This window comes from Kitasatospora sp. NPDC022856, from assembly GCF_055561235.1.
Window position 1 is genome coordinate 1 of sequence record NZ_JBVHHE010000047.1, and the last position, 20677, is coordinate 20677.

At 74.1% G+C, this 20677-nt stretch carries 17 protein-coding genes and 1 pseudogene; 5 read left to right on the forward strand and 13 right to left on the reverse strand.

Features of this window, described 5'->3' with window-relative positions:
* A pseudogene (locus ACZ34W_RS33450) lies at positions 1–217 on the reverse strand (hypothetical protein); the annotation flags it as partial.
* A gap of 413 nt (positions 218–630) precedes the next feature.
* Between ACZ34W_RS33450 and ACZ34W_RS33455 the strand changes: the two are divergent.
* Together ACZ34W_RS33455 and ACZ34W_RS33460 are read left to right on the forward strand one after the other, a co-directional pair.
* Positions 631–1458 carry an SAM-dependent methyltransferase gene (locus ACZ34W_RS33455; protein WP_465609535.1) on the forward strand — a complete coding sequence of 276 codons (828 nt, stop codon included), beginning with the start codon at positions 631–633 and terminating at the stop codon, positions 1456–1458.
* Positions 1459–1647: 189 nt separating this feature from the next.
* On the forward strand, positions 1648–3111 hold the full coding sequence (locus tag ACZ34W_RS33460; protein WP_465609537.1) for a S8 family peptidase: 1464 nt from the start codon (positions 1648–1650) through the stop codon (positions 3109–3111).
* A 134-nt stretch (positions 3112–3245) separates the two neighbouring features.
* Here the strand turns inward: ACZ34W_RS33460 and ACZ34W_RS33465 are convergent, their stop codons facing one another.
* Entirely contained in the window at positions 3246–4088 is an 843-nt protein-coding gene (locus ACZ34W_RS33465; RefSeq protein ID WP_465609539.1) for an MBL fold metallo-hydrolase, read from the reverse strand.
* 20 nt (positions 4089–4108) lie between these two features.
* Positions 4109–6982 (reverse strand): AfsR/SARP family transcriptional regulator, encoded by a 2874-nt coding sequence (locus tag ACZ34W_RS33470; protein ID WP_465609541.1) that lies wholly within the window; start codon positions 6980–6982, stop codon positions 4109–4111.
* A 641-nt stretch (positions 6983–7623) separates the two neighbouring features.
* Between ACZ34W_RS33470 and ACZ34W_RS33475 the strand changes: the two genes are divergently transcribed.
* The 3 genes from ACZ34W_RS33475 (at position 7624) to ACZ34W_RS33485 (ending at position 11725) form a co-directional block, all read left to right on the forward strand.
* The gene (locus ACZ34W_RS33475; protein ID WP_465609543.1) at positions 7624–8961 is read left to right on the forward strand and encodes a GH1 family beta-glucosidase; all 1338 of its coding nucleotides are present in this window, start codon (positions 7624–7626) and stop codon (positions 8959–8961) included.
* A gap of 85 nt (positions 8962–9046) precedes the next feature.
* Complete coding sequence (locus tag ACZ34W_RS33480; RefSeq protein WP_465609545.1) at positions 9047–10267, forward strand: ROK family protein; 1221 nt, start codon at positions 9047–9049, stop codon at positions 10265–10267.
* A 123-nt stretch (positions 10268–10390) separates the two neighbouring features.
* Complete coding sequence (locus ACZ34W_RS33485; RefSeq protein WP_387895373.1) at positions 10391–11725, forward strand: LLM class flavin-dependent oxidoreductase; 1335 nt, start codon at positions 10391–10393, stop codon at positions 11723–11725.
* A 215-nt stretch (positions 11726–11940) separates the two neighbouring features.
* Here ACZ34W_RS33485 and ACZ34W_RS33490 read toward each other — a convergent pair whose 3' ends face one another.
* The 10 genes from ACZ34W_RS33490 to ACZ34W_RS33535 all read right to left on the reverse strand — a co-directional run bounded on the left by ACZ34W_RS33490 (position 11941) and on the right by ACZ34W_RS33535 (position 20637).
* Positions 11941–12831: a TauD/TfdA dioxygenase family protein gene (locus ACZ34W_RS33490; RefSeq protein WP_329491044.1), complete on the reverse strand. Its 891-nt coding sequence runs from the start codon at positions 12829–12831 to the stop codon at positions 11941–11943.
* A 37-nt stretch (positions 12832–12868) separates the two neighbouring features.
* The gene (locus tag ACZ34W_RS33495) at positions 12869–13228 is read right to left on the reverse strand and encodes a 4Fe-4S dicluster domain-containing protein (protein ID WP_329491045.1); all 360 of its coding nucleotides are present in this window, start codon (positions 13226–13228) and stop codon (positions 12869–12871) included.
* The gene (locus ACZ34W_RS33500; RefSeq protein ID WP_465609548.1) at positions 13225–14814 is read right to left on the reverse strand and encodes an FAD-dependent oxidoreductase; all 1590 of its coding nucleotides are present in this window, start codon (positions 14812–14814) and stop codon (positions 13225–13227) included. The genes ACZ34W_RS33495 and ACZ34W_RS33500 overlap by 4 nt, the downstream gene beginning before the upstream one ends.
* A gap of 10 nt (positions 14815–14824) precedes the next feature.
* Positions 14825–15556, reverse strand: a complete 732-nt coding sequence (locus ACZ34W_RS33505) for an ABC transporter permease (protein WP_442906894.1) — start codon at positions 15554–15556, stop codon at positions 14825–14827.
* 269 nt (positions 15557–15825) lie between these two features.
* Positions 15826–16650: an ABC transporter ATP-binding protein gene (locus ACZ34W_RS33510; protein WP_465609551.1), complete on the reverse strand. Its 825-nt coding sequence runs from the start codon at positions 16648–16650 to the stop codon at positions 15826–15828.
* Positions 16651–16657: 7 nt separating this feature from the next.
* Positions 16658–17713 (reverse strand): ABC transporter substrate-binding protein, encoded by a 1056-nt coding sequence (locus ACZ34W_RS33515; protein ID WP_465609553.1) that lies wholly within the window; start codon positions 17711–17713, stop codon positions 16658–16660.
* A 285-nt stretch (positions 17714–17998) separates the two neighbouring features.
* The gene (locus ACZ34W_RS33520) at positions 17999–18082 is read right to left on the reverse strand and encodes a putative leader peptide (protein ID WP_352296006.1); all 84 of its coding nucleotides are present in this window, start codon (positions 18080–18082) and stop codon (positions 17999–18001) included.
* A 769-nt stretch (positions 18083–18851) separates the two neighbouring features.
* Positions 18852–19265 (reverse strand): VOC family protein, encoded by a 414-nt coding sequence (locus ACZ34W_RS33525; protein WP_465609555.1) that lies wholly within the window; start codon positions 19263–19265, stop codon positions 18852–18854.
* A gap of 173 nt (positions 19266–19438) precedes the next feature.
* Entirely contained in the window at positions 19439–20104 is a 666-nt protein-coding gene (locus ACZ34W_RS33530; RefSeq protein WP_465609557.1) for a glyoxalase, read from the reverse strand.
* Positions 20104–20637 carry a helix-turn-helix transcriptional regulator gene (locus ACZ34W_RS33535; protein ID WP_465609559.1) on the reverse strand — a complete coding sequence of 178 codons (534 nt, stop codon included), beginning with the start codon at positions 20635–20637 and terminating at the stop codon, positions 20104–20106. The genes ACZ34W_RS33530 and ACZ34W_RS33535 overlap by 1 nt, the downstream gene beginning before the upstream one ends.
* Positions 20638–20677: the final 40 nt, after the last annotated feature.

Below are 20677 nucleotides of genomic sequence, written 5' to 3' on the forward strand. Positions count from 1 at the left end.
GGCGCCAGGCGTAGGCGGCGGGGATCTCCTGGCGCAGGGCGAGGGACCAGTTGCGACGCAGGTGGGCCTTCATCTCGGCGACGATCAGTTCGGCGGCGCCGTGGTCGGCGCCGACCTGGGTGCGGGCGAAGCCCGACCAGGCCCGCTCGTGGGTGGCGCAGAACGCCTCGAAGGTGAGCCGCAGGCGGGGACCGTCCGGTGCGCTGCTGTCGTTCATGGCTTGCCCTCCCCTGCGCCCGCCCGTCGGGGGCGGCGCCTGCCGGTCGATCGTCATGTCGGTCCTCCTCGTGTCTGCGGTGTGGGGCCACCGAGCCTGAGCGAGGGAACGGTTGAGGCCCCCGTGGAACATGCAAGCGCAGCAGGGGCGGCTGTGTGCAAAGAGAGAATCAAGAATACTGACTGAAAGTAATATGATGAATACGCAGACGATACTGATGGATCGTCACATGCCGGTGGCATAGGTTGGACCGGTTCAGTGAGGCGCCGGTCGCAGCGGCCGCCGCGCCGGTTGACCGGCATCGGTCGTGGGCAGATGTCTCCACTGAGAGGTGCGCCCTGGCGCGCCTGAGCGCGCGCCGCATGGCGCATGGGGGTGGCGCGGCCCACGGGCCGACAAGGCGGGGGAGACAGATGGCGGGGAGCAGGGGAAGTCACGACGGCGTCGAGGTCGATCTGCAGTTGCACCGGGCGCACTCGGCCCGGATGTACGACTACTACCTCGGTGGGACGACCAACTTCGCGGCCGACCGCGAGGCCGCGGGGCAGGCCCTGGCCGTCTTTCCCTGGGCGCCCGTCGCGGCCCGGGCGAACCGGGCGTTCATGCACCGGTCCATCCGCTTCCTGGCCGGTACGGGGATCGACCAGTTCCTGGACATCGGTACCGGCATCCCGACCAGCCCGAACCTCCACGAGGTCGCCCAGCAGGTCAATCCGCAGGCCCGGGTGCTCTACACGGACAACGACCCGATCGTCTTCGCCCACGCCCAGGCCCTCCTGCGTTCCAACCCGGCGGGCCGCACGGTCTACCTCCAGGCCGACGTCCACAAGCCCGAGGCCATCCTGGAGTCCGCGGAGCTGCGGGAGGCCCTGGACCTGGCGCGGCCGGTGGCCCTCAGCCTCGTGGCGCTCCTGCACTTCATCCCGGACGAGCGGCAGGCGCACGCCGTGGTGGACCGGCTCAAGAGCGCGCTCGCCCCCGGCAGCGCCCTCGTGATCAGCCACGGCACGGCGGACTTCGCGCCCGCCGCCGCCGAGCGCGTCAGCCAGGTGTACGCCGCCGCCGGCACCCCGGTGCGGATGCGCGGCCGGGAGGAGGTCCGGAGCTTCCTCGACGGCTGGGAGATCCGCGACCCCGGTGTGGTGGCCACCCACCGCTGGCGGCCCGATCCGGACGGCTCCGGCCCGGAGATCACCGAGGCCGAGGCCTCCGCCTACGCCGCCGTGGCCGTCAAGCCCTGACCGGCGCGCGGCCGCCCGCGGGAAGGGCCGGCCGTGGGAGAGGGCCGGCCGCGGGGCCGGAGACCGGTGCTGTTCAGGCGGGTGACAGGGGGGTGTCGTGAGCGGTCCCCGGTTCAAGGGATCATTGCCCTGGCACGTTGCGTCGAGACCTCGTGCGAACGCCTTGCAGACGGGCTGATCGGAGAACACATGTCACCCCTGGTACGTCGGCGGACCGGTCGTCGGGTCCTCGCTGTCGCCGCCCTGACCGCGGTGGCGGTCGGCGTCCCCGCGGTGCTCACGGCCATCCCCGCCTCCACGCCGGAGGCGGCCCCGCCCGGCTGGTCCGCCGGGATCCGCTCGTACCTGGTGATCAGCGCACCCGCCGACGTCCACTCCGCCAAGGCCGCCGTGGTGGCGAAGGGGGGCACGGTCTTCGCCTCCTACGACGCGATCGGCGTGGTCGTCGCGCACTCGACCACCGGCGACTTCGCGACCACGCTGCGGGGGGTGCCCGGGATCCAGCAGGTGGGCGCCACCCGCACCGCCGACGTGCCGGCCGACGCCTACGCCCCGGCGGTGCCGGCCGCCCCCGACGAGTCGGACGAGGCCCCCGACGAGACCGTCGGCTGGAACATGAGCCAGATCAGGGCCGACCAGGCCTGGGACGTGACCACCGGCTCCCGCACCGTCAAGGTCGGCGTGCTGGACACCGGTGTGGACGACCTGCACCAGGACCTCGCGCCCAACTTCGACGCCGCCGACTCCGTCTCCTGCGCCTACGGCAGGACCGACACCCGGGCCGGATCCTGGCGCGCCATCGGCTCCCACGGCACCCACGTCGCGGGGATCATAGCCGCGGCCAGGAACGGCGTGGGCGTCGTCGGTGTCGCCCCGGGCGTGGAGATCGCCTCGGTCCGGACCGCGGAGCCGGGCAGCCTCACCTACGCCGAGAACGCCGTGTGCGGGCTCGTCTGGGCCGGTGACCACGGCTTCCGGGTGACCAACAGCAGCAACGAGACCGACCCGTGGCTGTTCAACTGCCCGGACAACCCGGACCAGGCCGCCATCATCGAGGGCGTCAGGCGCGCCCAGGAGTACGCCGAGAGCCGGGGATCGCTCCAGGTCGCCGCCGCCGGCAACGCCAACCAGGACTTCGCCGGAACGCCGACGGACACGTCGAGCCCCAGCGACTCCGAGCCCTTCGAACGGACCGTCACCAAGGCCTGCCTCGACGTCCCCGCCGAGCTTCCGGGCGTGGTGGCCGTCGCCTCCACGGCCGTCGGCGGCGGCTGGGCGTCCTACTCCAACTACGGCGAGGGCGTCATCGCCCTCGCGGCGCCGGGCGGCGACGGTGACGCGGACGTGTACTCGACCGTGCCCGGCGGGGGCTACGGCATGATGAGCGGCACCTCGATGGCCTCCCCGCACGTCACGGGTGTCGCCGCGCTGATCGCGAGCACCGACCCGTCGCTCACCCCGGCCGGGATCCGCGAGCGCCTCGCAGCCCAGGCCGACCCGCAGCCGTGCCCCGCCTCGGACACCCGCTGCGTCGGCACCGAGGGCGACAACGGCTTCTTCGGCAAGGGCGAGGTCGACGCGCTGAAGGCGGTCGGGGGCGCCGTCGCCGCCACGCGGCGGCCGGTGGCGGCCGGTGGCGGCTCCCCGGAGTAGCGACCCGGCGGTCCGGGGCCGTCGTCGGGGCGCCGTGCCCCGCCGTACCCGCCGTGCCCCGCCGTACCCGCCGGTACCCCGACGCACCCGCCGGTACCCCGACGCACCCGCCGGCGCCCGGACCCACCCGCCGGTCAGGGCCGTCCCGGGTGCGGTGCCGGGTGGTGGGGGAAGTCGGCCGGGTCGTGGGCGCAGATCAGTCGGACCTCGTCGTGGTGCGCGCGGCGCAGTTCGCGCAGGCGTTCCCGGTTCTGCAGGCGGGCGCCGTTGTCGAACGCCATCATGCGCTGGAAGGCCGTCAGTCCGGGCGGGCGGCGGGGTGCGGCGGGGTCGACGTCCGTCTGCGAGAAGTAGGCGTCGCCGCAGTGCAGCAGCCAGCGGTCGGCCTCCCGGACGGCGACGCCGCAGTGGCCGCGGGTGTGCCCCGGCAGGGGCACGAGCAGCAGGTCGGGGCCCCCGCGCCAGGGTGCCGGGATCGCGCGGAAGCCGTACCAGTTCTCGGTGGCGGCGTCCGGTCGGTGCTCCACCCAGCGCGGACCGTGGGCCCACTGGACCGGGCGGTAGCGGTCGCGTTCCCCGCGGGTCGCCAGGGCCTCGACGGCCCGGAGCTCGTCGGCCAGGACGTGGACCCGGGCGTGCGGGAAGTCGCCGATCCCGCCGGCGTGGTCGGGGTCGAGGTGGGTCAGGACGATGTCGCGGACGTCGCGCGGGTCGTGGCCGAGCGCGCGGATCCGGTGCACCGCGGTGGCGGCCGGCCGGAGCCGGGGCCGGACCGTCCGCAGGAAGGACCGCCCGAGCCGCCGCGGGTCCGCGACGTCAGCGGTCCCGAACCCGGTGTCGACCAGGACCAGTCCGTCCGCGCCCTCCACCAGCAGGCAGTGGGCCGTCAGCCGGCCGATCAGCGGTCCGCCGCTGCCCAGGAGCAGCCGGCCCCCGACGGGGCACATGGTGGCGCAGTTCAGGTGATGGATGGTCATCTCGTCTCCGGTGTCCCGTGCTAGGCGAGTCGCAGGCCGTGGCGGGCCCGGGGGGTGGGCGCGATCGCGGTCGGGCCCGCCGGGGTCCGGCGGCCCGCCGGTCCGGCCAGCCGCCCGTCCAGGTCCTCGGCCAGCCGGACGTCCCCGTGCGCGGTGTACAGCTCGCCCGCCGCCCGGAGCTGGTCGCCGGCCTCCTCGGTGCGTCCCGTCCCCGCCAGGAAGTCGGCGAAGTGACGCCGCGCCAGGGCGTGCAGCCGGACGTTGCCGCTCGACCCGCACAGGTGCAGCGCCTCCCGCCAGACCCGTTCGGCCGCCTCCGGTTCGCCCAGCGCCTGCCGGGCGAGGGCCTCGCTGACCATCGCCCACAGGTGGGCGTTGGCGGTCGGACGGTCGGACAGCAGCGCGCGCGTCTCGCGGGCGTGCTCCAGCGCGGCCACCGGCTCGCCCAGCACCACCTTGATCGCCGCCGCGTTGCTGAGCACGGTGGCGGCGTGCTCGCGCAGTCCGCTCGCCCGGATGAGGGCGAGGGCGGCCCGCGCGATCCGGTCCCCCTCGGCCGGGTCGCCGGACAGGGCGGCCATCGAGGACCGTACGGAGAGGGCGTGGATGTGCAGTTCGCCGTCGTCCGCGGTGGTCCGGCCGACGGCCCGCCCGGCGAGCGGCAGCGCCTCGGCGACGCGTCCGCTGGAGCCGAGGGCGCAGGCCGTCGCCGCCTCCATGGCGGCCAGCCCCTCCCGGCCGCCGTCCAGCCGGGCGGCCCGCAGCCCGACCCGAAGGCAGTCGAGCCGGTCGGCGACCCGCCCGGCGCCGTAGTAGAGGATCGAGGCCGACCGGGCCAGGCGCCACGCGCGTTCGTACTCGCCACGATCGGTCGCCGCCGTCACCAGCGCGCGGAGCACCGGCTCCTCGGCGTGGCACCAGGCGAGCGTGGACCGGACGTCGCCGAGCCGCGGCAGCGCGCGCGGCCCGGGCCCGGCCGGCCGGAACGGCTCGTGGTACGGGTTGATCCGCCGGACCGCCAGGCCGGTCGCGACGAGCTCGTAGTCGACCAGGCGCCGGAACGCCGCCCGTTGCCGCTCGGGGGCGAAGCGGGCGAACAGCTCCGAACCGTAGAGCCGGACCAGGTCGTGCCGGCCGAAGCGACCGGGCGTCTGCTCCGCCAGTAGGTGGTGCGCGGTGAGCGGGCCGAGCGCGTGCCGGGCGCCCTCGGCGTCGGTGTCCAGCAGCGCGGCGGCCGCGTACGGGTCGGTGGTGCTGCCCGGGTGCACGGTCAGCAGCGCGAGCAGGCTCCGCGCGCCGTCCGGGAGATGGTGGTGCGTCAGGGTGAGCGCGGCCCGGACGCTGACCGCCCCGCCCTGGGTGCCGAGCGCGGCCAGCCGGGTGCCCTCGTCGCTCAGCTCGTCCACCAGGTCGGCGATCCGCCAGCCCGGGCGGGCGGCGAGCCGGGCGGCCACTATCCGCAGCGCCAGCGGGAGCCGGTCGCAGAGACCGATCAGCCGCCCGGCCGGCTCCGGCTCCGCCGCCACGCGCTCGGCGGTGAGCAGGCGCTCCAGCAGGCGGTGCGCGTCGGCGGACGGCAGGGCGGCGAGCTGGAGCAGCGCGGCGCCGTCGGTGACGACCAGGTCCTCCAGGCTGTTCCGGCTGGTGATCACGGTGGCGCAGCCGGGCCCGGACGGCAGCAGGTCGGCCACCTCGGCGGCGCACCGCGCGTTGTCCAGCACGACGAGCAGCCGGCGCCCCTGGGTGCGGTCACGGAACAGTGCCGCGCGCGCGGCCCGGTCCTCCGGGATCGCCTGCTCGGGGAGGCCGAGCGCGCGGAGGAAGCGGCCCAGGGCCTGGGCCGGGTCGCCCGGACCGGCGGGGTCGAAGCCGCGCAGGTCCGCGAAGAGGACGCCGTCCGGGAAGCCCGCCGCGACGCGGTGGGCCCAGTGGAGCACCGTCGCGGTCTTGCCCACCCCGGCGGGGCCGGTCACCACGGCCAGGCCGTCCCCGGTCCGGTCGGGCCCGCACTGCCGGTCGAGCCAGTGGCGCTCCGACGAGCGCCCGACGAAGCCCCGGGGCGGCCCGGGCAGGTCCCCGACGGCCACCGGCGGCTCGACGACGGCCGTGTTGTCGGAGGTGTCGGGGGTGTCGGGGGCCTGACGGGAAGGGGCGCCCCGGCCGGGGCGGTCGGTGGCCGGCAGCTCGGCCAGGGCCTCCTGCAGCGCGGGCCCCGGTGCGACGCCCAGTTCCTCGTCCAGCCGGGCACGGGCCCGGTGGTAGACGCGCAGTGCGTCCGCACCGCGACCGCTCTGGTGCAGACAGCGCATCAGCAGGGCCGCGGTGGGCTCCCGCAGTCCGTCCGCGCGGACGCTCTGCTCCAGGACGGGGACGGCCGCGTGGCCCAGGCCGAGCCGCAGCTGGCGCCGCGCCCACGCGGTCAGGGCCTCGGTCCGGCCCTCGTCGAGCCGGCCGGCCAGATCGGTGCAGAGCGGGGTGGCCGGAAGATCGGCCAGGGCGGCGCCGCGCCAGAGCCCGAGCGCCCGCTGGAGCAGCCCGGCGGCGGTGGCGTCGTCGGTTGTCTCGGCGGCCCGCGCGGCCAGTGCCCCGGCGGCGAGGGCGTCGACCGCCCCGGGGTCGCCGTCGAGCCGGTAGCCGGGCGCGCGGGTGGTGAGCGTGAACCCCGAGCCGGCCAGCACCTTGCGCAGCGCCGCGACGTGCCCCTGCAACGCCGCCTTCGCCTGGAGCGGCGGTTCGTCGCCCCACATCAGCTCGAAGAGCCGCTCGACCGCCACCGTCCGGCCCAGCTCCAGCGCGAGCAGGGCGAGCACCGCCCGCCGCTTCGCACCGCCGACCGCGGCGGCCTCGCCGTCCGCGCGCCACAGCTCGACCGGTCCGAGCAGCCGTATCCCCATCGTCCCCGTCCCGCCTGTGCCGTGCTGGGCCCTGCTGTGCCGCGCCCTGCGGTGCCCCTGCTGTGCTGTGCTGTGCCTGTTCCGTGCAGGGGTGGCATCCTACCGACGGGTAGCATCCCGGTGGCACCCGTCGTCCGACGGGGGAGGGGCGGCGGGCGACCTCCTGGCGCCCGCCCCGGGGGCCGGGCCGGGCGCCGTTCCGGGTGCCAGGTCGGGCGCCGGGCCCGGCGTCGCGTCAGAGACCGCCGAGCCCCGGGGGGCGTCGACGGGCGGCCCGGTGCGTAGGCCTTCGGGCCAGGAGGCGGCCCCGGAGAGGGGGCCGAGCCCGCCGGTGAAGCCGCCCCGACGAACGGCGGTGGCGAGCAACTCGGCGTCGTGCGCGGAGAGATCGTCGTTGCTCGGCGACCGGCCCGGCGCTTCCGCCGGGCCGGGTGGCCACCCTTGCCGGACGGGTGCGGTCGGCGCAACTCGCCCGCGCCCGGGGCTTGGTCAGGCTTCCGGGGCGATGTCGGCGCGGGGGCGCCGATGTCGACGTGTCCGCGGTGGCACGTCAACCTCCGGATGTCCTGGCCGTCCACCTCTGGTGCTTCGGCGTCCGGCCAGTAACATGAGCTCTCCTCGCGTTTCTGTAGGAGGTTGTCATGCAGGCTCGACTCGAACTGCCGTCCGGGTTCCGCTGGGGCGTCTCCACGGCGGCCTACCAGATCGAGGGGGCCGTCGAGGAGGACGGCCGCGGGCCTTCGGTCTGGGACGTGTTCGCCGCCCGGCCCGGCGCGGTGCGGGACGGGCACACCGGGGCGGTGGCCTGCGACCACTACCACCGGTATCCCGAGGACGTCGCGCTGATGCGGGGCCTCGGGCTGGACGGTTACCGGTTCTCGATCGCCTGGCCTCGCGTGCAGCCCACCGGCGCGGGCCCGGTCAATCGCGCCGGGCTCGACTTCTACGACCGGCTGGTGGACGCCGTGTTCGATGCCGGGATCACCCCGCTGCCCACGCTCTTCCACTGGGACCTCCCGCAGGCCCTGGAGGACGCCGGCGGATGGCTGAACCGCGACACCGCGTACCGGTTCGCCGAGTACGCGGCGGTGGCCGCGGACCGGCTCGGCGACAGGGTACCCGCCTGGATCACCCTCAACGAGCCCTTCGTGCACATGGTCTACGGCTACGCGATGGGCATCCACGCCCCCGGCCGGACCCTGATGCTGGACGCGCTCCCGGCCGCCCACCACCAGCTGCTCGGCCACGGCCTGGCCGCCGCCGCCCTGCGCGAGCGCGGCCTGGAGGTGATGATCGCCAACAACCTCACCCCGGTCTGGCCCGCCTCCTCCTCGGAAGCCGACCTGGTCGCCGCGCAGGCCTACGACGCCCTGCACAACCGCCTGTTCGCCGACCCGCTCCTGCTCGGCCGCTACCCCGACCTCGCCGCCTACGGCGTCGGCCCCGATCTCGGCGGCAGCGTCCGGGACGGCGACCTGAAGCTGATCGCCGGGACGCCCCTCGACGGCCTCGGCGTCAACTACTACAACCCCACCCGCATCGCCGCCCCCGCCGACCCCGGCCTCCCCTTCACCGAAGCCCCCATCGAGGGCGTCCCCCGCACCGCCTTCGACTGGCCCGTCGTCCCCGACGGCCTGCGCGAACTCCTCGTCGGCCTCCGCCAGCGCTACGGCGCCGCCCTCCCGCCCGTCACCATCACCGAGAACGGCTGCTCGACCACCGAAACCCTCGACGACCAGCCCCGCGTCGACTACCTCGCCGGCCACCTCGACGCGGTGGCCGCAGCGGTCGCCGAGGGCGTGGACGTGCGCGGCTACTACACCTGGTCACTGCTCGACAACTACGAATGGGCCGAGGGGTTCAGTCAGAGATTCGGTCTCGTCCATGTCGACTTCGAGACGCAGAAGCGGACCCCCAGGGCCTCGTACGGCTGGTATCGGGACGTGATCGCCGCCCAGCGGAAGCGGTCCGCGAGGTAGGCGGGCCGGTCTGGTCGGGCACCGGGCGGGGCTGCTTCACGCTCGCGCCACGCCTGTGCAACACGTTGCTGGGAGCATCGACCGCATGCTCTCCCTGGTCGCCCCGCCCACGCACGGCAGGACCGCGTCGCCCACCGAGGGCGGCGGGGCCGGGGCCGTGCTGCGCGCGGTACTGACCGCCGGCCCGCTGACCCGCAGCGCCGTCGGCCGGGCCACCGGCCTCAGCCCGGCTGCCGTCTCCCGGCACACCGCCGACCTCACCGGACTCGGGCTGCTGCGCGTCCTGCCACCGCCGGACGGTCCGCCCAGGGCGGGGCGCCCGCAGCTGCCGCTGGACATCGACACCCGTCACCACCTCGCCTGCGGGGTGCACATCGGGGTGCCGTGGATCACCTTCGCCCTGCTGGACCTGCGGGGACGGGTGGTCGCCCACGAACGCCTGCCCCGGCGCGGCGACGCCGCCGCGGTCCTGGGCACCATCAGGGCGTACCTACCGGGTTTCCTGGGCCGCCGGGCCACCGGCCACTCGGTGCTCGGCCTCGGAGTGGTCACCGGCGGCTGGGTGGACTCCGAGACCGGCCGCGTCGTCGCCCACGGCCCGCTCGGCTGGTACGACGTCCCCGTCCGCGACGTCCTGGCCGACGCCACCCGGCTGCCCGTGCACGTCGACAGCCACGCCCGGGCGCTGGCCCAGGCGGAGCTGCTGTTCGGCGCCGGCAGCACGGCCACCGAACTGGTCCAGCTGTTCGTCGGCAACGTCGTCGACGCGGCCATCGCCACCGGCGGCAGCGTGCTGCGCGGGAGGCGGTCCCGCGCGGGCGACATCGGCCACCTCGCCGTACCCGCCTCCACCGAGCCCTGCTCCTGCGGACGGACGGGCTGCCTCCAGGCCGCCGTCGCGGATCGGACCCTGGCCCGCCGGGCCCACGCCCTCGGCCTCGTCCCCGAACCCGACTTCGGCCTGTTGCTGGACCTGGCCGGCGCCGGGAACCGCGCCGCGATCCGCCTCTTCGAGGAGCGGCTCCGGCTCGTCGCGCCCGCCGCCGGCCTGCTGCTGGACGTCCTCAACCCCGAAGTCCTGGTGGTCAGTGAGGCGGGGCTGTCGGTGGCGCCCTGCCTGCACCCCTACCTGGCCGAACAGATCCGCCTGCACTCCAACGCCGCACCCGAGCAGCTGGTCACCGCCACTGCCTTCGGCGTCGACGTGCTGGCGGTCGCGGCCTGCGCCGGGGTGCTCGACAGCGTCTACCAGCGGCCGATGGAGCTGCGGACGGCCGGGAGCTCGACCGCCCGGGCGATGCGTTGAGCCCTCGTCAACGGCGCATTAATTCCACCGCCAGGCGAATCGTTGAACGGCCGGACGGCGGGTCGGAGAATCGGGTCAATCCCCTTTCTCCCGCCCGCCTGCCGAGCCCCGGAGCGTTCCGCCATGCCCGAAAGTCCCGCCGATCGCCAACTTCACTTCAACCTCTTCCTGATGGGAGTGGGCCACCACGAGGCCGCCTGGCGCCACCCCCGCACCGACCCGTCCGCCGCAGGTGACGTCGCGCACTTCCAGAGGCTCGCCCGGACGGCCGAGGCGGCCGCCTTCGACTCGGTGTTCCTCGCCGACGGCGTCGAGGCCCGCTCCGACGGTGGATGGGGCCTGATCAGCCACTTCGAACCATTCACCCTGCTCACCGCGCTGGCCGCGGTGACCACGAGGATCGGCCTGATCGGCACCGTCTCCACCGGCTTCTCCGAGCCCTACAACCTGGCCCGGCAGTTCGCCTCACTGGACCACATCAGCCACGGGCGGGCCGGCTGGAACATCGTCACCTCGGCCGGCGACCGCGCCGCCCAGAACTTCGGCCGCAGCGCCAACCAGGACCATGCCGTCCGGTATGAGCGGGCCGCCGAGTTCCTCGACGTGGTCACCGCCCTGTGGGACAGCTGGGAGGACGACGCGCTGTTGCTCGACCGTGCGAACGGGGCCTTCGCCGCCCCGGACCGGGTGCACGACATCGACCACGTCGGAAAGCACTTCCAGGTGCGCGGGCCGCTGAACATCCCGCGCAGCCCGCAGGGCCACCCGCTGCTCGTGCAGGCCGGATCCTCGGACGACGGCAAGGCCTTCGCGGCCCGTTGGGCGGAGGCGGTGTTCACCGCGCAGCAGACGCTGGCCGAGGGGCAGGCCTTCTACGGCGACCTCAAGCGACGGACCGCCGAGGCCGGCCGCGACCCGGCCCGGGTAAAGATCCTGCCCGGCGTCGTCCCCGTCCTCGGCTCCACCGAGGCGGAGGCACGTGCCCTGGACGAGGAACTGGACGCCCTGATCAACCCGGCCCGCGCGGTCGGCGTGCTCTCCACGGTGCTCGGCGTCGACCTCACCGACCACCCACTGGACGAACCGCTGCCGCCGCTGCCGCCGGTCACCCGGATCAACGGTGCCAAGAGCCGCTTCGAGCTGATCCGCGACCTCGCCGAGCGCGACCGGCTGACCCTGCGCCAACTCGTCGGACGGCTCGGCGGCGGCCGTGGCCACCAGGTCGTGGTCGGCACCCCCGAGCAACTCGCCGACCACATCGAGACCTGGTTCACTCAGGGCGCCGCCGACGGCTTCAACATCATGCCGCCCGTCCTGCCCGGCGGCCTGGACGACTTCGTCGAGCAGGTGGTCCCGATCCTGCGGGCACGCGGCCTGTTCCGCGAGGGCTACACCGGGAACACCCTGCGCGAGCACTACGGCCTGCCGCGCCCGGCCGGGCGGTACACCGCGCCGTAACGGTCGCGCGTCGTAACGGTCGCGCGTCGGGTCGGGCGCCGGCCCGCACGTCGGCCCGGCGCCCGGCTGCACGGGGGAAGACCCGGACCGACGCCATGGGGGAAGGCCCGGACCACTCGGTCCGGGCCTTCCCCCATGGCGTCGGCCGCCCTCGGTCCGCAGCCCGCAGCCCTCGGCCCGGCCGCACGGAGTCCTCCGCGCGGCCGGGCTGCCGGTCAGGAGGTGTAGTGCGAGGCGTCGTCACCCTCCAACACCTGGCTGGGCTCGCCCGTCACACCCACCGGGACGTCACCGGCGACGGTGACGCGGTGCAGGCGGCGCGGCAGGTCGTCGTAGTCGTCCGGCGCGTAGTGCTGGGTGGCGCGGTTGTCGAACAGCACCACGTCCCCCAGCTCCCAGCGCCAGCGGACCACGTTCTCGGGCCGGGTCACGTACGCCTGCAGGCTGCGCAGCAGGTCGTGGGACTCCGCGGTCGGCAGGCCGACGACCGACTGCGCGAAGCCGCCGATGAACAGCCCACGCTCACCGCTCTCCGGGTGCACCCGTACCACCGGGTGGACGGTGCGGTACTTGCGGGCGGTGAAGACCCGGCGGCGCTCCTGGTCCGCGGCGTCCAGCTCCTTTCCCTGCGCGTAGTCGTAGTCGTTGGTGTGCACGGCCCAGAGCCGGTCGGCGAACTCGCGCAGCTGCTCCGGAAGGTCCCGGTACGCGGCCTGGGTGTTGGCGATCAGCGTGTTGCCGCCGTACGGCGGGACGATCAGGCTGCGCAGGGTGCTGGCCTTCGGAGGCGTACGGACGAAGGTCACGTCGGTGTGCCAGCGGTTGGCCCGGCCGCCGTCCTCGCTGTCCACCGCCAGGACGTTCGGCTGGCCGTCGAGCGCGGGGACGGTCGGGTGCGCGGTGGTGAGGGTGCCGAAGTTGGCGGCGAAGCGGGTCTGGCCGTCGTCGTCCAGCTGCTGGGCGCGGAAGAAGAGCGCCTTGTGCTCCACCAACGCGGCGTTGAGCTTCTCGACGGTCTCCGCGTCGAGTGCGGCGGCGGTGTCGACGCCGAGGATCTCGGCGCCGATCCGGCCGCCGATCTTGCGGATCTCGAAGGTGCTGGTCATGGGGATCTCCTTCGGACGGTGGGTACGGTACGGACGGTCAGGAGGTGATGGGGGCGGCCGAAGCGGCCGGCCCCAGGGTCGGGCCGATCGCGCGCAGCGCGCCCGGGGTCCGGCCCCGGCCCCAGCCGATCTGCGCGCGATAGCTGCCGAGCAGCCCGGCCTCGGTCAGCCGCCGCTCGTCGCGGACGGCCGGGTCCTGCGGCTGCGGGTGGGTGTACGGGGCGACGAACAGCGCGTCGACCGGGCAGTTGGCTTCGCACTGGAAGCAGGTCTGGCAGTCGTCCTGCCGGGCGATCGACGGGATGCCGTCGGTGCCCCGCTCGAAGACGTCGGTCGGGCAGACCTTGATGCACTTGTCGCAGGCGATGCAGCGTTCCGGGGAGACGAGTTCGATCATGCGGTGACCTCCGTGGTGGTGCGGGGCAGCGGGCGGGTCCAGACCTCGTCCAGGCCGCCGGTGGCGATCCGGTGGTGCTGCGCCGGATCCTGGTCGGGGTGGTCGAGCCGGCGGGCCATCCCCCGGGATTCGGTACGGGCGAGCGCCGAGCGGTACATCCAGCGGGCGTTCGCGGCGAGCGCCGCCGCCTGCCGGGCCCGGATCGCGTCAGCACCGGTGGCCCGCAACCCGGCCCGCAGCCGCGCCCAGGCGTCGTCGAGCACGGTGAGCGCCCCGGTGAGGCCGTCCCCGTGCCGGAGGTAGTTCTTGTCGTACGGAAGCACTTCGTGCTGGACGGTGGTGACGATCTCGCGGGCGTCCCCGCCGGGCGTCCCGGTGGGGCGCAGCCCGGCCCGGCCGGCCGGGGCGAGCGTACGACGACGGGCACCGGGCCCGAGCGCACGCGCGTACCCGGCGGCGCCTCGCCCGGCCCAGGTGCCCGAGGACATCGCCCATGCCGCGTTGTGGCTGCCGCCGCCGGTGAAGCCCCCGCAGATCTCCTCACGGGTGGCGGCGTCCCCGGCGGCGTACAGGCCGGGGACGGTGGTGCGGCAGTCGTCGCCCGCGATCCGGATGCCGCCGGTGCCGCGCACGGTGCCCTCGGCGAGCAGGGTGACGGCGAACCGGTCGGTGAACGGGTCGATGCCCAGCCGGTCGAAGGTCAGGAAGAAGTTGGGCTGGGCCAGGCGCATCGCGCGTCGGGCCGCTTCGTCGGCGCGGTCCAGCAGGCAGTACACCTTGTTCCCCGCCAGCAGTGAACGGGCGATCACCGAACGGCCGCCCTGGCTGGCCGCGCCCTCCAACGGGGCACCGTCCGCCGTGGTGAAACTGGCGTACGAGTAGAAGGCGGTCTTGGTCACCGAGGTGTGCTCCGGCGCGATGCCGTAGGCGTTGGAGAACTCCATCCCCGAGAGCTCGGCGCCGACTTCGGCCGCGTACAGGGCGCCGTCGCCGGTGTTGGTGTTGGTGCCGAGTGCCTTGCTGAGGAACGCGCAGCCCCCGGTGGCGAGCACCACGGCGCCCGACCGCACCAGGAAGGGGTGCCCGGCCTGCCGGCGGTGGCCCGCGGCACCGGCGACCGAACCGTCGATGGCGGTGAGCAGTTCGGTGACGGGGCTGTGGTCGAGGATGCGGACACCCGCCCGCCGAACCCGGATCCGCATCCGGCGCATGTACTCGGGGCCCTGCAGACCGTTCCGCAGCTGGCGGCCGTCCGGACCGGTCGGGAAGGGATAACTCCCGCTTTCCGCCAGCTCGTTCATGTTGGCGTAGGTCTGGTCGAGGACCCTGGCCATCCAGCGACGGTCGGCCAGGTAGCCGCCGAGCGCCTCCCGGCTCGCCATCGCCGCCTCGCGCCGCACCGGCTCCGGGTCGACGTACCAGACACCGGTGCCGCCTGCCGCCGTCGAGCCGCTCGTCCCGCAGTACCCCTTGTCGGCCAGGACGACGTCCGCGCCCGCGCGGGCCGCGTCCAGCGCCGCCCAGGTGGCCGCCGGGCCGCCGCCGACCACCAGGACGTCGGCCGTGAGCTCCTGTCGTGTACTCATGTCAGGCCTCTCAACCGCCCAGCGGGGCGCGCCAGGCGGTGAACCGGCGCTCCAGCGCGACCAGCAGCTGGTTGAAGACCAGCCCGATGACGGAGATCGTCACGATCCCCGCGTACATCTGCGGGATCGCGAAGTTGTACTGCGACGCGTTGATCAGATAGCCGAGTCCCGCCTTCGCCCCCACCATCTCGGCGGCCACCAGCACCAGGATCGACACCGCCCCGGCGAGCCGGACGCCGGTGAAGACCACCGGCACCGAGGCGGGCAGGATCACCTTCTGGAACAGCCGGGGCGCGGAGAGGTCCAGCGAGCGGGCGAGCCGGATCAGCGTCGGGTCCACACTGCGCACCGCGCTGATGGTGTTGAGCAGGATCGGCCACAGGCAGGCGTACAGCACGATCGAGATCTTGGACGTCTCGCCGATGCCGAGGATCAGCACGAACACCGGGAGCAGGGCGAGCGCCGCCGTGTTGCGGAACAGCTCCAGCAGCGGGCTGAGCAGGTCGGCCACCGGCCGGTACCAGCCGATCAGCAGGCCGAGCGGCACACCGATCACCACCGCCAGGCCGAAGCCGCTGAGCGAACGGGTCAGGCTGGCCAGCGTGTTGTCGGCCAGCTGGCCGTTCTGCAGCAGCCCGTACCAGGCGCCCAGCACCTCGCTGAACGGCGGCAGGAAGGTCGGGTCCACCAGCTCGAACCGCGGGGCGAGCTCCCAGAGCAGCAGCAGCGCGACGATCGCCACGGATTTCGTGGCGCCGCTCAGCAGTAGCCGCAGCAGACGGCGCGGCACCCTCGACCGGAGGGCCGGCGCCGGGGCCGCCGTCCCACCCCGGGCCGCCGTCCCACCCCGGGCCGGCGTCCCACCCGGGGCCGGTGGCGGGGTCGATGCACTGCTCGGGGGTGATGCACTGCTCGGGGCTGATACCCCGCCCGGGGGCGGTTCGACCGTAGGCCGGGGTTCGACGGGGAGCGTCCGCACGTCCACCGCCGCGCGCGGGTTCAGATCGGTGCTCATATGCGGCTGACCTCTCTCTCCAACTGCTGCGCACGGCTGACCTCGTCGTGCAGCAGGCTCCAGATCCGGTGGCGGTAGCGGGCGAACTCCGGGCTGGATCGCAGGTCGTGACCGGCCGCACGCTCACCCAGGTCGATCGGGACGACTTCCTTCACCCGGCCCGGCCGCGACGTGAGCACCGCGACGCGACCGCCCAGGTAGACCGCCTCCTCGATGCCATGGGTGATGAACACGACGGTCTTGCCCGTCCGCCGCCAGATCCGCAGTAGTTCGTCCTGGAGCGACTCGCGGGTCTGTGCGTCGAGCGCCGCGAACGGCTCGTCCATCAACAGGACGGCCGGGTCGTACGCGAGACTGCGGGCGATCGCGACCCGCTGCTTCATGCCGCCGGAGAGTTCGTGCGGGTGGCGGTCCTCGAAGCCGGTGAGACCGACCAGGTCGAGGTACTCCCGTGCCCTGGCGGCCCGTTGCCGCCTCGCCACGCCGGTGGCCTCCAGGCCGAACTCCACGTTGCCCTGGGCCGTCCGCCACGGCAGCAGTGCGTACTGCTGGAAGACGATGCTGCGGTCGATCCCCGGGCCGGTGACCGGCAGGCCGTCGAGCAGGATCTCGCCGGAGGTCGGCGCCGTCAGTCCCCCGAGGAGGTCCAGCAAGGTGGATTTCCCGCAGCCGCTCGGTCCGACGACCGTCAGGAACTCGCCCTTGGCGACGTCGAGTTCGATCGAATCGAGGGCGATGAACCCGGAGGGTGGGCGGTCTCCCGCACGCCCCCGGACCGGGAACGTCTTGGTGACCTGGCGGAGGCTGATGTGATCGGTCATCGCGGGCTCAGCTCCCGGCGGTGGGAGTGGGCGAGGCGGCCGAGTAGCCGTTGAACTGGTTGGTGTAGAGGTCGGCCGCCTTGACCTGCCCGGCCTTGATGTCACCGTGGGCGGTCAGCCAGTCGATCCAGAGCTGGAAGGTCTGGTCCGTGATCCGGCCGCCGGGCTCGGCGACGCCGAAGGACTTCCAGTACTGGAGCGCCGCGACGTCCTCGTTGCGGCCACGGCGCTTGATGATGTCCGTGCTCCGGGCGATCACCTCCTCGCGCGGCGTCGTCCGGGCCCACTCGATCGCCTTCGCGACCCCCGTGACGAAGACCCTCGACGTGGTCGGGTTCTGGGTGAGGAACCTGTCGGTCAGCACGTACGTGCCGGCGCTGAAGGCGCCCAGCAGGTCGAAGTCGCTGAACAGCGGCCTGATCCCGCCCGCCGCCAGCGCCTTGTCCCGCAGGATGCCGCCCAGCGAGGCGACCTCGATCTGCTTCTGGCGCAGCGCCTGCTCGGTGTTGACCGGGGGCACGACGATCCGCTCGACCCGGCGCAACTCCGATGCGGCGAAGCCGTTGCGCTGGAGGTAGGTGTCCAGCACCGCCTCGACGTGGGCGCCGAGCGTGTTCATCCCGACCTTCTTGCCGACCAGGTCCCGGGCGGAGCGGATCGGGCTGTCCTCCAGCACGTAGTAGCCGTTGTAGGAGGCGGCGTCGACGCCGTAGTAGCTGATCGCCGCCTTCACCGGGGCCCCGGCCGCGATCAGCTTGACGACGGCGCCGTTGAACGCCCCGCCGAAGTCCGTCTGCCCGGTCGCCGCCGACTGGATGTCCTGCGGGCCGCTGATCGTGTTACCCACCCACTCCAGCTTCACGTCGCCGAAGTAGCCGAGATCCTCGGCGAGTTCGGGCAACGTCACCTGCCCGACCCAGCCCTGGTAGCGGAGCTTCTTCGTCTCGGCGCCGCCGGCCGCCGTCGCCCGGCCGCAGGCGGCGGCCGCCGCCGCGACCGCGGCCAGCGTGAGGAACCGGCGTCGGGAGGTGGGTGGGGGAGCGGGCCATGAGGTCACGGGCATGGGGAGGTCCTTTGCGGGGTCGGCTGGGTACGCCGACGGGGACGCGCGGCAGGGCTGCGCGTCACGCGGCGAGGCGGGTGAACGGCTGGTGGTGAACAGGGGAGCACCCGGCGCACAGGGCCGGGGCGGGGCGCCTAGGGCGCGGAGGCCGCGCAGGACGGCACGGCGAGGTACGGCGACAGCCCGGAACTGCGGCCGCGACGTCAGGGCAACCGTGCCGGTAGGGCGACCGTGCCGGTTCAGGCCGACAGGTGAGAGGAGCGCGTCAGCGCCAAGGGGCGCCGGTCAGTGGCAGACAGCACAGATGGCGCTCGCGTGTCGTCGTAGATCGACGTGCAGGCGGCCCACAAGGCGCTCGGATTGGCTCACGTCCGACAGCCTGGCAGCTGACCCGAACCAGGTCAACGAATGTTCAGCCGCCGGAAGAAACCCGCCTCGGCCGGACCGGGGGCCCCGCGCAGACGCGTCCGGAGTCGCGCGGGGCGTCGCTCCCGGGGTCGAGCCGGGGGTCGAGCCCGTCGCCGGCGGGCGCTCGGATGGGGCCGTACAGAAGTCAGCCCGTCCGACGGGTCGAGTGGTTGCCGGCCGCCGCGACTCGGCATCGGCGGTCCGCCCCGTCGGCGGCTACGCGGCCCGGCGCATCGCAGGAGCCCCGTACCGGACGTTCTGCGGAAGGACCATCCTCACCTTCAAACCCGACTCCGACTACATCGATCCCGAGAAGCCGAAGCCGATGCAGGGGCAGTTCCATCCGGCAGCCGCGGGTCAGCTTCACCGCCGGGCGCCAGGGCTGCTGGGACCACACCAGCCTCAACAACACGTAGCCACGAAGGGCGCCGCCCACCGCGGCGCGAGAGGCGACCGTCGGGCCCGGACCCCAGTGGATACCCCTGGTCTTGGGCGCTCCCGTCATGAGGCGGGAGCGCCCAAGACCAGGGGCTGGAACGTCGGCCTTCGCGACCGGCTCCGTGCTGACGCTCGACGGCGGCGGGTCCCTCGTCTGGGCCGACCGGCAGACGGATCACGTGAGGCGCCGGGGGTGGGGCGGCCGTCCCGGCGGTAGCGGTCGCCGCGGGGCGTCCGAGCGGGCGCGGGTCACGGGGCTCGCGACCCGCTCGTGGGTCCTGCCCGATCGCGGTTACTCGGCGTAGGGCTGGTCGGTTCCCTGGGCGCTGTAGCCGAGGCTCCAGACGTAGCCCTCCGGGTCGGCGAAGGTGCCGCCGTACCCGCCCCACGGCAGAGCGCCGGCGGGCTTGAGGACGGTGGCGCCGGCCTGCTGGGCCTCCGTCATGATCTCGTCGACCCGTGCCTCACTACGGACGACGTAGGTCAGGACCAGGCCGCTGAAGCCGCTGCCCTCCTGGTCCGTGCCGACCAGGTCGGCCAGGCCCTCGCGGCCGTAGAAGCCGACCGGCGAGGCGCCGTCCGATGCGAAGAACACCGAGACGCCGTAGTCGTTCTGGATCTTCCAGCCGAGCCCCTCGGTGTAGAACCGCTTGGCCCGGTCCATGTCCCGGACGCCGAGGAGGATGGAGCTGACGTGCGCCTTCATGGCTCACTCCTTGTACTGGTGGATGTGTGTGCGCTACTGGTGGAGGTGTACGCGACGTGTGGGGGTGTGCGCGTCGGCGATCCGGGCCGGGCCCGGCTGTCGTCGGCGGCGCGGACGATCGAGCGGGGCTGGGCGCGCAGGACCCGGTGGCCCGTCGGAGGCGCGGCCCGTCGTCAGGACGGCGTGGGGGCGAGCGCCTCGGCGGCCTCCCAGGCGAACCCGTCCTGGTCGGTGAAGGCCCCGGCGTCGCTGCCGAGCACGATGCGGTGCGAGCCCGTGCCGTGGACGGGGACGCCGAGGTCCTTGGCCAGCGCGCGGCGCTTGTACAGCGCCAGCTTGACGGTGCCGGCCCGACCGGGGGCGAACTCGGTGTACTTGCCGCCGAAGCTCTTGGCCACGGTCAGGCCCCGGTCGACGTAGACCTGCTTGGTGGCCTTCACGTCCTCGACGCCGAGCAGCAGGACGACCTCGTCGATCTCGCGGGTGGCGGGGCCGCTGTCCTTCTTCGCGGAGGTCGCGATCTTCCAGATCGTCCCGTCCGGGGCCTGGACGACGCCGCCGTAGCCCCACAGCGACTTCGCGGCGGGCTTCAGGACGGTCGCCCCGGCGTCCACGGCGGCGCCGACGAAGCCGTCGACGGTCGCGGGCCCGGACACGGTGAGCGCCAGGGTGAAGCCGCGGAAGCCGGAGGAGTGCGCCCCGGACGCCCGCAGGCGGATGTGCGCGTCCACGCCGAAGGCGCGGTAGAAGCGGAGGGCGGCCTCGGGGTCGGCCACCTCAAGGGTGACGGAGGAGAGGGACGTGTGGGCTGCGGTGGAAGCGGTGGTTGCCATGACCATCACGCTAGGCGCTGCCCGGCGGCCGGGGCTTCTCGATTCCTGACCGGTCTCGCGACCCGCCTCACCACCCACACGGGCATCCCGTCCAGGATGATCGCCGGCCCCGCCGCGGGAGCGGGACGGCCGTCCGCCGCGTCCGCCGCACTCGCCGCACCCGCCGCGTCCGCGGCCCGGCGCCGGAAGGCTCCTGGCGGCATGCCGACCAGCTCGGTGAAGCGGGTGGTGAACGTACCCAGCGACGCGCAGCCGACCGCGCGGCAGACCTCGGTGACGCCGAGGTCGCCCCGCCGCAGCAGCGCCGCCGCCCGCTCGATGCGACGCGCCATCAGATACGCGTACGGCGACCGGCCGTAAGCGGCGCGGAACTCCCGACTCAGCTGCCCGGCGGGCGTGTTCGCGTCGCGGGCGAGCGCCGCCACGTCCAGCGGCCGCGCGTACTCCCGGTCGATCCGATCGCGGACGCGGCGCAACCGCGCGAAGTCGGCCAGGCGCTGCGCCTGGACGAGCGCTCGCCGCCATTCCGGCCTGCACATGGGAACCCCCTCGTTCTCCGTCTGCCCTGTCCGTCTGCCC

What these genes read in the sequence shown, in the direction of transcription:
- ACZ34W_RS33455 (WP_465609535.1), top strand. Translation starts at nt 631, where the DNA reads ATGGCGGGGAGCAGGGGAAGTCACGACGGCGTCGAGGTCGATCTGCAG.
- ACZ34W_RS33460 (WP_465609537.1), top strand. Translation starts at nt 1,648, where the DNA reads ATGTCACCCCTGGTACGTCGGCGGACCGGTCGTCGGGTCCTCGCTGTC.
- ACZ34W_RS33465 (WP_465609539.1), bottom strand. Translation starts at nt 4,088, where the DNA reads ATGACCATCCATCACCTGAACTGCGCCACCATGTGCCCCGTCGGGGGC.
- ACZ34W_RS33470 (WP_465609541.1), bottom strand. Translation starts at nt 6,982, where the DNA reads ATGGGGATACGGCTGCTCGGACCGGTCGAGCTGTGGCGCGCGGACGGC.
- ACZ34W_RS33475 (WP_465609543.1), top strand. Translation starts at nt 7,624, where the DNA reads ATGCAGGCTCGACTCGAACTGCCGTCCGGGTTCCGCTGGGGCGTCTCC.
- ACZ34W_RS33480 (WP_465609545.1), top strand. Translation starts at nt 9,047, where the DNA reads ATGCTCTCCCTGGTCGCCCCGCCCACGCACGGCAGGACCGCGTCGCCC.
- ACZ34W_RS33485 (WP_387895373.1), top strand. Translation starts at nt 10,391, where the DNA reads ATGCCCGAAAGTCCCGCCGATCGCCAACTTCACTTCAACCTCTTCCTG.
- ACZ34W_RS33490 (WP_329491044.1), bottom strand. Translation starts at nt 12,831, where the DNA reads ATGACCAGCACCTTCGAGATCCGCAAGATCGGCGGCCGGATCGGCGCC.
- ACZ34W_RS33495 (WP_329491045.1), bottom strand. Translation starts at nt 13,228, where the DNA reads ATGATCGAACTCGTCTCCCCGGAACGCTGCATCGCCTGCGACAAGTGC.
- ACZ34W_RS33500 (WP_465609548.1), bottom strand. Translation starts at nt 14,814, where the DNA reads ATGAGTACACGACAGGAGCTCACGGCCGACGTCCTGGTGGTCGGCGGC.
- ACZ34W_RS33510 (WP_465609551.1), bottom strand. Translation starts at nt 16,650, where the DNA reads ATGACCGATCACATCAGCCTCCGCCAGGTCACCAAGACGTTCCCGGTC.
- ACZ34W_RS33515 (WP_465609553.1), bottom strand. Translation starts at nt 17,713, where the DNA reads ATGCCCGTGACCTCATGGCCCGCTCCCCCACCCACCTCCCGACGCCGG.
- ACZ34W_RS33525 (WP_465609555.1), bottom strand. Translation starts at nt 19,265, where the DNA reads ATGAAGGCGCACGTCAGCTCCATCCTCCTCGGCGTCCGGGACATGGAC.
- ACZ34W_RS33530 (WP_465609557.1), bottom strand. Translation starts at nt 20,104, where the DNA reads ATGGTCATGGCAACCACCGCTTCCACCGCAGCCCACACGTCCCTCTCC.
- ACZ34W_RS33535 (WP_465609559.1), bottom strand. Translation starts at nt 20,637, where the DNA reads ATGTGCAGGCCGGAATGGCGGCGAGCGCTCGTCCAGGCGCAGCGCCTG.